Raw genomic sequence first — 8,647 nt, 5'->3', positions numbered from 1 at the left:
GTTCCCGGCCAGCCCGCCGAGCCCGCCGCGCCGCCTGCCGGCGGTCAGCCCGGTGGCGCGCCGGCGGTGACCTCGGTGCCTGTCCAGGTGTTCAACAACAGCAACGTCTCCGGGCTCGCCGGCCGGACCGGTGAAGCCCTCCGCGAGTCCGGCTTCGCCGTCGGTGAGGTGGCCAACCTGCCCTCCAACCGGCCGGTGGTGTCCGAGTCGACCGTGTACTTCGGAACCGGCGCCGGTGAGCGGCAGGCCGCCGAGGCCGTAGCAGCCCAGCTGGGCATCCCCGCCCTGCCCCGGCCGGCCGATCTCGAGGTGGGCACCCCCGGCGTGATCGTGATCGTCACCCAGGACCTCGACCGCTGACGGCTGAGGATATGATGAGCCCACGCACTCTGCCCGCCGGGGCGCGTGCTCTCAGCGACCTGCAGCTTTCCGAGATCGAAGGAGCCCTCATGGCCCCGCGTCAGACCGCCCGCCGCCTCATGGTCGCGGTTCCCGCATTCGCACTCGCGTTCGCCGTGACCGCGTGTTCCCCGCCCAACGAGCAGCCCGCGGATCCCGATGCCCCGTACACCCTGCCCACCTACACGGGTGAGGCGGACTCGGAGGCGGAGGAGAACGCGGACGAGGCCGAGGTCGAGGGCGCCGAGGGCGCTGTCGAGGGCGAGGAGGACATCCTCGTGGAGGTCCCGGTCGAGGAGCAGCCCGTCGAGGGGCAGGCCGATCCCGCCACCCCGCCCGCGCAGCCCGCCCCCTGATCTCCCGGTAACCGGCCCCGCGCCAGCACGCCGGCCTACCGCCGGTACACCGACACCGAGTCACCGAACGAGCCCCGCCCCCGCGAAGGGGAGCGGGGCTCGAGTCGTCGGCGCCCGGCCCGGAGCGGCTGTGCCCCTGATCGGCTGTGTCCCGGTCCCGGTGTGCAGGCGCCGGAGCGGATGGCGGGAGTCGGCCTGGCGGGCTCCGGTCAGGGCGTGTTCTTGCGATTGGCCTCGCTTGCCTGGAACTTCTCCAGGACCGGGGCCTCGTGGGTGATGGTGCCGTCCTCGACGCTCTCGTGATACGCCAGGTTGCCCACGCGGTTGGCGATCACGGGCGCAGTGCAGACGGCCACGATCCCGGCCAGCAGGAGCATTCCCAGGTCGATGTGGGGGAAGATCCGGACGCTGGCGCCGAACAGCACGAGCACCAGGCCCAGCACCTGCGGCTTGGCGGCCGGGTGCATCCGGCTCAGGGTGTCGCGGAAGCGCACCAGACCGATGGCGCTGGCGAGGGTCAGCAGCGCTCCGGCGAGGACGAACAGCGCGGAGACGATCTCCCGGGGGTCGTCGGTCATGTGAGGGCCTCCTTGTGGACCCCGGTGGTGTCACTGACCCGGAACCGGGCCACGGACACCGATCCGAGGAAGGCGACCAGCGCCAACGCCACGAGGGCGGCCGCGGCGGTGGTGTCCTTGCTCCAGGCGATGTACACGCCGACCCCGCACTGGGCGATGGCGGCGAGCATGTCCAGGGAGATCAGCCGGTCGAGGGTGTTGGGTCCACCGATCAGGCGGATCATCGTGGTGAACAGTGCGAGCGTCAGGGCGACCACGGCCGCGCTCCACAGCAACAGTGACAGGCTCATCGGTGCTCCTCGCTGTCTCGTACGGGCTCGGGTGCGCGGTCGCGGTCGTCGACGCGCTCGGGGCCGTTGCTCCCGTATTCCTCCGCCGGGGCGCAGTAGTGCTGCGGGCTGGGTTTCCAGTCCTCGGGGCGTTCGAACGCCCGTAGGTACAGCTGTTCCACGTGGGCGGTCTGGCGACGGAACCTCTCGACCGCCTCGGGACTCCCGGCGTCCAGGACGTGGACGTACACGTACCGCGCCACCGGGTCGACGCGCACCACGATGCCACCGGGCATGAGGTTCAGGGTGTTGACGGCCAGGGCGAGGGTGAAGTCCGACTTGAGCCGCATCGGTGCCCTGAGCACGGCGGAGCGGGGCGGAGCCTGCGGGCGCACGGACAGCCACGCGACGGCGATCGACGAGCGGACGAGGTAGTAGGCCACCACGATCACCAGCCACACCGTGGACACGGGCCTGAGCAGGCCCTCCACCGGGACCCGGGGCAGCGGGAGCAGCACCATCACCACGATCGCGACGAGCACCCCGGCGACGATCGTTCCGACCTCGACCGGCCCCCACAGCATGACCCAGGCGACCGTCAGCCACAGCATCATGAACACGCGGGACCCGATGACCCGGGGGTCGAGACGGACCTTGGTCCTGCGGGCCATGTCAGCGCACCCCCGTCACGGAGTCGACATAGCGTTCGGGCGTGGAATCGAGGGGGATGGTGTCCAGGTAGTCATGCCGCTCCATGAGGCTCTCGGCAGCCCGATCGGTGACCCCGAGCAGCGGGCCGGCGAAGACCGTCATCAACAATGAGACCACGATGAGGGCCATGGTGGGGGCGAGCATGCTCAGCGGCATCCGGCCCACCTCCTCGCGCTCGTCGAATTCCACGTACTCGTCGGAGGGCAGCAGGGCCAGCGGCTTGGCCAGGGCCACAGCGCCCTCGGGGGCGTCGGCGCGGGGGCGCCAGAACGCCTTGGACCACACGCGGACCACCACGTAGAGCGTGAGCAGGCTGGTGACCATGGCCCCGGCGATGAGCACCCACATGAGCGGTCCGCCGACCTCGGCACCGGCCTGGACCACCGCGAGCTTGCCGATGAAGCCGGAGAAGGGCGGGATCCCGCCGAGGTTGAGGGCGGGGATGAGGAAGACGACGGCGAGGACGGGGCTGGCCACGGCGAGCGACCCCAGGCGGCGCAGGGAGGACGACCCGGCCTGCCGTTCGATCAGTCCGACCACCAGGAACAGGGTTGTCTGCACGATGATGTGATGGCCGACGTAGTAGATCGCCGCACTCAGCCCGTACCCGGTCGACAGGGCGATGCCGAAGATCATGTACCCGATGTGGCTGACGAGGGTGAACGACAGTATTCGTTTGATGTCCGACTGTGCGATCGCGCCGAGGATGCCGATGACCATCGTCAGTAGACCCGCCACCAGCAGGACGCCGTCCATGGACCCGCCGGGGAACACGAGGGTGTGGAAGCGGATGATCGCGTAGACGCCCACCTTGGTCAGCAGTCCGGCGAACACCGCGGTGACGGGGGCGGGCGCGGTGGGGTAGGAGTCGGGCAGCCAGGTCGACAGGGGGAACACGGCGGCTTTGATTCCGAACGCCACCAGGAAGACGGCGAAGATCGTGTTCCGCAGCCCCTCCGGGACCTCGGCCATCCGGATGGACAGCTGTGCCAGGTTGAGCGTGCCCGCGGCCGAGTAGGTCAGGGCGATGCCCAACAGGAACACCATCGACGACACCATCGACACGACGGTGTAGGAGACCCCCGCGCGGACTCGTTCCTGGCTGGCGCCGAGCGTGAGCAGGACGTAGGACGCGGCCAGCAGCATCTCGAACCCGACGAACAGGTTGAACAGGTCGCCGGCGATGAACGCCGCGTTCAGTCCCGCCGCGAGCGCCAGGTAGGTGGGGAGGAAGATCGAGGTCGGCTGGTCGCCGTCCCCGTCGCGGACACCCTGTCCCACGGCGTAGATGATCACCGTCAGCAGCACGATGGCCGACACGCAGAGCATGAGGGCACTGAGCCGGTCCGCCACGAGGGTGATCCCGACGGGTGCGTCCCAGCCGCCCACCTGCACGGTGTGCACGCCGTGTTGGTCGGTGAGCACCAGCAGGATGCCGGCGATGACCAGCACCCCGGTGAGGGTGACGATGGTGATGATGTTCTGGACCCGGGGACGGCGGGAGACCACCAGGCACAACGCCGCGGCGAGCAGGGGGATCAGGACGACGGACGGGATGAGGTAGCCGAACAGTTCGGGGGAGATCACCGGCCACCCTCCTTTCCGTCGTCCGGGGTTCCGTCGTCGCGGCTCGTCCGCCTGCGGTCGCGCGAGGCGGCAGCGGCGCGGGCGCGGGCCTCCGCTTCGGCTTCCGCCTCGGCCTCCTCCAGGTCCTCGTCGTCGTAGTCGACGTGGTCTCCCAGCTCGGTGGGTTGACCGGTGGTGTGGTCGTCGGACAGGTCCCGGTCGGGCGCCGACCAGGCGTCGGTGGGCGAGCGCTTGGCGATCTTGGTGTCCTCGGCGTCGTCGGCGACCTCGTCGGCGGTGGTGAACTGGTAGGAGCGGTAGGCCAACGCCAGGATGAAGGCCCCGACGCCGGCGGTGATGACGATCGCGGTGAGGATCATCCCGTGGGACAGCGGATCCGAGTCGGCGGCGTCGGGGCTCCGGCCACGCCCCATGATGGGCGGGCTGCCGGGCGGTCCCCCCGCGGCCAGCAGGAGCAGGTTGATCCCGTTGGAGAAGATCATGATCCCCAGCAGGATCTTGATGATCGCGCGCTCCAACAGCAGGTAGACCCCGGCGGCGCAGAGGAGCCCGGCGAGCAGTAGGAGCCCGAAGTCGGCGGTCATGACCTGCCTCCTGACGGGGCGCCCTGGTTCTCGGCGGCCTCGCGGCGGGCGGCGCGGTGGGCGGCCAGGTCGGAGCGTGCGCCGTCGGCGTCGACGCCGGGGACGCTGCGCAGCGCGGCCGTGGACGGCGACTCGGTGGCGTCCACGTAGATGGCGCGGAGCTCCTCGAGATCCTCGGCGTCCAGATCGAGTCGGGCGCCCAGGCTGCGGAGGATGTCCAGGACCAGACCGACGACGATGAGGTAGACGCCGGCGTCGAAGAGCAGGGCCGTGACGAACTTGACCTCGCCGAACACCGGGAGCGTGGCCTCGAACGTGGCGCTCGAGAGGGCGGGGGCGCCGAAGAACATGGAGGCGGTGGCCGTGCCGGCGGCCAGGAGCAGGCCGAGGCCGAGGATGCGGCCCGCGTCGATCGGGATGGCTTCACCGAGCTCGTAGCGCCCGCCCGCGAGGTAGCGCAGGACCAGCGCCAGACCGGCGACCAGGCCGCCCGCGAACCCGCCGCCGGGGTTGTTGTGGCCGGCGAAGAAGAAGAAGAGGCTGAGGATCATCATCGTGGGGAACACGAGCCGCGTGGTGACCTCGAGGACCAGCGACCGGGCGCGGGGGTCGCGGACGGTGGCGCCGACGAGCCACCGTCCGGGGGTCGCCCCCGGCGCCTCGATGACGATCCGGGCCGCCTCGACGCCGCGCCGACCCGAGCGGGTCTTGTCGACGTCGGCCAGACGCGGGCCGGAGCCGTAGCGACGATTGCGGAACACGAGGCTGGCCACCCCGGTGGCGGCGACCAGCAGGACGGTGATCTCGCCGAGGGTGTCCCACGCGCGGATGTCGACCAGGGTGACGTTGACGGCGTTGGCGCCGTTGCCGATCTGGTAGGCGATGTCGGGGAAGACGAGCGAGACGGCCGGGTGCTGGCGCGCGTTGATCGCGTAGGCGCCGGTCACCACCACGAGCAGCCCGACGCCGATCCCGAGCCAGGCCCGGAGCCGGCGGAACCCGTTGGAGAGCGGCACCTCGGCGGGCATGGTGCGCAGCACCAGCACGAACGCGACCATCAGGAGCGTCTCGACCAGCGCCTGGGTGAGCGCGAGGTCCGGGGCGCCGTGGAAGGCGAAGATCACGGCGAGCCCGTACCCGGTGACGGACATGCAGATCACCGCGGCGAGGCGGTTGCGCAGCACCGCGGCGGCCACCGCGGCGAGCGCCATGGGGATCATGACGATCAGCACGACCGGGTTGGCCGACAGCTCCATGCGCAGACCCTCGCGGGTGCCGGCGAGGAGTGAGACGAACGGGAACACCACGAGGGTCACCAGGATGATCCCGAGGGTGAGCGGTAGGGAGCCTCGCTGGATGCTCGCCGTCAGGCGCAGCGAGAGGGTGTCGAAGAACCTGAGCACCGCGTCGTAGATGCGGTCGGCGTTGCCGAGGGCCGGCGACTCGAACTGCATCCTCTCGACGGTCCGCTGCGCCACGTAGAGCAGGGTGCCCAGCACGTAGACCACCAGGGTGAGGGCGAGCGGGACGCCGATCCCGTGCCACAGGCCCAGGTGGTAACCCTCGGGTCCGCGCCACGGACTGCCGGGCGGGAACGCCACGTCGACGTACCGGGCGATGAGGTTCTCGACGGGAGCGTTCCACAGCCCCAGCACCAGTCCGGAGACGGCCAGGGCGGCGGGGACGGACAGGAACAGCGGGCCCGCCGGACGGGAGGCGGCGACGGCGGGGCTGATGCCGTCGGGGAAGGACCGCTTGGACCGGAAGGCGCCCATGACAAGGCGTGCGGTGTAGGAGAAGGTGAGGACGGACCCCGCCACGAGCCCCGCGGTGACGACCAGCGACGGCATCCCGTGCAGTCGCTCCTCGGACAGGACCGTGGCGAACGCGGCCTCCTTCCCGACGAACCCGAGGAAGGGGGGCAGGCCCGCCATCGAGGCGGCGGCGAGGGTGAAGACGAGTGCGAGCGCGGGTCGCTTCCGCCCGAGGCCCGACAGGTCGCGGATCTCCCGGGTGCCGGTGGTCTTGTCGATCACGCCGACGGACATGAACAACGCCGACTTGAACAGGGAGTGCGCGAGCAGCATCGTCAGGCCGGCGAGCATCGTGTCCCGCGACCCGATGCCCACCAGGACGAGCAGGAACCCCAGCTGGCTCACGGTGCCGAACGCGAGCACGAGCTTGAGATCCGTCTCGCGCAGCGCGCGCCACCCGGCCATGAGGAGCGAGACCAGACCCAGCACGATGAGCGGGAGCTGCCAGGTGGACGAACCGGACAGACCGGGGGTCATGGCCGCGACGAGGAAGACTCCGGCCTTGACCATCGCGGCGGAGTGCAGGTAGGCGCTCACCGGAGTGGGGGCCGACATGGCGCCCGGCAGCCAGAAATGCAGCGGGGCGATCGCGGACTTGCTCCCCGCGCCGATGATCACCAGGACCAGCGCCCAGTGGATGAGCGGACCCGACGGTGGCGACGCGACGACGTCGCTGATCAGGTAGGACCCGGTGGCCTGGCCCAGGATGATCAACCCGACGAGCATCGCCAGACCGCCGAGGGTGGTGACGAGCAGGGCCTGGGTGGCCGCGCGGCGGGCGGAGGCCCGCGCCGCGTAGTGGCCGACCAACAGGAAGCTCAGGACGGAGGTGATCTCCCAGAAGATGTAGAGGAGGATCATGTTGTCGGCCACCACCAGGCCGAACATGACCCCGGCGAAGGCCACGAGCTCGGCGGCGAACAGGTGCAGGCGGGGTTCGTCGTCCTTGAAGTACCAGGTGCAGTAGACCAGGACCAGGGCGCCGACGCCCAGGGCGATGAGCGCCAACAGCGCCGACAACGCATCCATCCGCAGATCGAGCGCGAGGTGGATGCCGGGTGCCCACTGGATGGACTCGGTGGGGACGCGGCCCAGGTTGGAGGCCACCCACACCGCTCCCGCCGCCGGCACCAGGGCCAGTGCCAGGAACGCTCGGCGACCGAACCTCAGGACCAGCGGGACCGCGAGCAGGGCGGCCACGGCGTGGGCCGAGAGGATCGCGATCACCGGCGGCTCCTCTCGTCGTGTGGACCGGAGAACGACGCGCGGACGCCCCCGCCGGAAGAGGGCGGGGTGTCGGTGGTCGACCAGGGTCGGGGTTCGCCGATCACTTTACAGAAAGTGACCGACAGGCCCTCTCTCAGCGCAGGTGGAGGAGGGTCGCCGCATTCAGCAGCGCGGAGATCGAGGCCTCGCCCGGGGACTGCCCGAAACCCATGGCCCACGTCGCACGCCGCCCGCAGGTGGCCTGCAGGATCGTGCACCAGGACTCGGTCCGGTCGAACGCGTCTCCCTCGCACTGGTGGAACCGCTCGATCTCCACGCGGGCCCCGATCCTGCCCAGCATCTCGGACATGGCGGTGAGGTCCCCGCAGGACTCGGTGGTCAGGCGGTGGGCGGTGAACTCACCCGGGGCTGCAGGATCCCGGGTGGCCAGGATCGCCTCGTACGCCGTGATCCCGCGGCCCAGCGGACGGCGCGTGAGGTCGGCCAGGTGGAAGTGGTCGGTCGACGGCGCGTAGGTGTCGACCAGCGTGCGCCAGTCCAGTGCGGCCGCCTCGTCGGCGAAGCCGCGCGGCAGCCGGCGACCGAACCGCTCGGCGAACGGGCAGGAGGTCGTCCCGGTGGGGGAGGAGGTGGTGGCGTACATGGTGTTCTCGTCTCAGACGTCGGTGCGGGGACCGACGGAGATCGAGCAACCACGCAACGGGGGTGCCGGTCTTCAGGCCCCGTTACGTCCGGTTACTACGAGAATCTTCCGCATGACCGAGAACTGTAGACCGCGCAGGCGTGCGGCGGCAAGCGGACGTGACCGGGTTCTCGGCCCGCCACGGTGCGTCCGGCGCCCGGCCGGTCCGCGCGTCCGGCGCCCGGTCGGTCCGACTAGTTCTCCCGCCGCTCGGCGTACAGCCGTAGGCTCTCGACCTGGTCGGGGTCGAGCGAGGGTGGGACCACACGTCGCGCACGGGCCACGTCGTCCGCGGTGACCTCGGCGGCGTCGATGTCGCGGCGCATGGCGGTGAGGGCCGACTCCCGCAGGAGGGCGGCGCAGTCCGCCGCGGAGTACCCGTCCAGGTCCGCGGCGAGCGCGGACAGGTCCACGTCGTGGGCGAGCGGGACGCTGCGGCC

At 70.8% G+C, this 8,647-nt stretch carries 9 protein-coding genes and 1 pseudogene; 2 read left to right on the top strand and 8 right to left on the bottom strand.

Features of this window, described 5'->3' with window-relative positions; translation table 11 throughout:
• A partial coding sequence (locus G6031_RS02260; RefSeq protein WP_182652310.1) for a LytR C-terminal domain-containing protein occupies positions 1–360 on the top strand: 360 nt, incomplete at its 5' end.
• An 89-nt stretch (positions 361–449) separates the two neighbouring features.
• A complete protein-coding gene (locus G6031_RS02255; RefSeq protein ID WP_182652309.1) occupies positions 450–755 on the top strand; it encodes a hypothetical protein in 306 nt (101 codons plus the stop codon).
• Positions 756–964: 209 nt separating this feature from the next.
• Here the strand turns inward: G6031_RS02255 and G6031_RS02250 are convergent, their stop codons facing one another.
• The 8 genes and pseudogenes from G6031_RS02250 to G6031_RS02215 form a co-directional block, all read right to left on the bottom strand.
• Positions 965–1,333, bottom strand: coding sequence for a monovalent cation/H(+) antiporter subunit G (locus tag G6031_RS02250; protein WP_182610647.1), 369 nt, complete (start codon positions 1,331–1,333; stop codon positions 965–967).
• A complete protein-coding gene (locus tag G6031_RS02245; protein WP_182652308.1) occupies positions 1,330–1,623 on the bottom strand; it encodes a monovalent cation/H+ antiporter complex subunit F in 294 nt (97 codons plus the stop codon). The genes G6031_RS02250 and G6031_RS02245 overlap by 4 nt, the downstream gene beginning before the upstream one ends.
• The gene (locus G6031_RS02240) at positions 1,620–2,273 is read right to left on the bottom strand and encodes a Na+/H+ antiporter subunit E (protein WP_182652307.1); all 654 of its coding nucleotides are present in this window, start codon (positions 2,271–2,273) and stop codon (positions 1,620–1,622) included. The genes G6031_RS02245 and G6031_RS02240 overlap by 4 nt, the downstream gene beginning before the upstream one ends.
• Before the next feature lies 1 nt (position 2,274).
• Positions 2,275–3,900: a Na+/H+ antiporter subunit D gene (locus G6031_RS02235; protein WP_182652306.1), complete on the bottom strand. Its 1,626-nt coding sequence runs from the start codon at positions 3,898–3,900 to the stop codon at positions 2,275–2,277.
• A complete protein-coding gene (locus G6031_RS02230) occupies positions 3,897–4,484 on the bottom strand; it encodes a Na(+)/H(+) antiporter subunit C (RefSeq protein ID WP_241737148.1) in 588 nt (195 codons plus the stop codon). The genes G6031_RS02235 and G6031_RS02230 overlap by 4 nt, the downstream gene beginning before the upstream one ends.
• A complete protein-coding gene (locus tag G6031_RS02225) occupies positions 4,481–7,525 on the bottom strand; it encodes a Na+/H+ antiporter subunit A (protein ID WP_182652305.1) in 3,045 nt (1,014 codons plus the stop codon). Before G6031_RS02225 ends, G6031_RS02230 begins: the two co-directional genes overlap by 4 nt.
• A gap of 133 nt (positions 7,526–7,658) precedes the next feature.
• Positions 7,659–8,168, bottom strand: coding sequence for a hypothetical protein (locus tag G6031_RS02220; protein WP_182652304.1), 510 nt, complete (start codon positions 8,166–8,168; stop codon positions 7,659–7,661).
• Positions 8,169–8,401: 233 nt separating this feature from the next.
• Positions 8,402–8,647 (bottom strand): annotated as a pseudogene (locus G6031_RS02215) (ATPase); the annotation flags it as partial.

Origin of the sequence: Dietzia sp. CQ4, assembly GCF_014145125.1 — a bacterium.
In the GTDB taxonomy this organism is placed as follows: Bacteria; Actinomycetota; Actinomycetes; order Mycobacteriales; family Mycobacteriaceae; genus Dietzia; species Dietzia natronolimnaea.
The sequence above is the reverse complement of the archived record's forward strand: the minus strand, read 5'-3'. Positions and strand labels throughout refer to the sequence as shown.

What these genes read in the sequence shown, in the direction of transcription:
- G6031_RS02245 (WP_182652308.1), bottom strand. Translation starts at nt 1,623, where the DNA reads ATGAGCCTGTCACTGTTGCTGTGGAGCGCGGCCGTGGTCGCCCTGACG.
- G6031_RS02240 (WP_182652307.1), bottom strand. Translation starts at nt 2,273, where the DNA reads ATGGCCCGCAGGACCAAGGTCCGTCTCGACCCCCGGGTCATCGGGTCC.
- G6031_RS02250 (WP_182610647.1), bottom strand. Translation starts at nt 1,333, where the DNA reads ATGACCGACGACCCCCGGGAGATCGTCTCCGCGCTGTTCGTCCTCGCC.
- G6031_RS02230 (WP_241737148.1), bottom strand. Translation starts at nt 4,484, where the DNA reads ATGACCGCCGACTTCGGGCTCCTACTGCTCGCCGGGCTCCTCTGCGCC.
- G6031_RS02220 (WP_182652304.1), bottom strand. Translation starts at nt 8,168, where the DNA reads ATGTACGCCACCACCTCCTCCCCCACCGGGACGACCTCCTGCCCGTTC.
- G6031_RS02255 (WP_182652309.1), top strand. Translation starts at nt 450, where the DNA reads ATGGCCCCGCGTCAGACCGCCCGCCGCCTCATGGTCGCGGTTCCCGCA.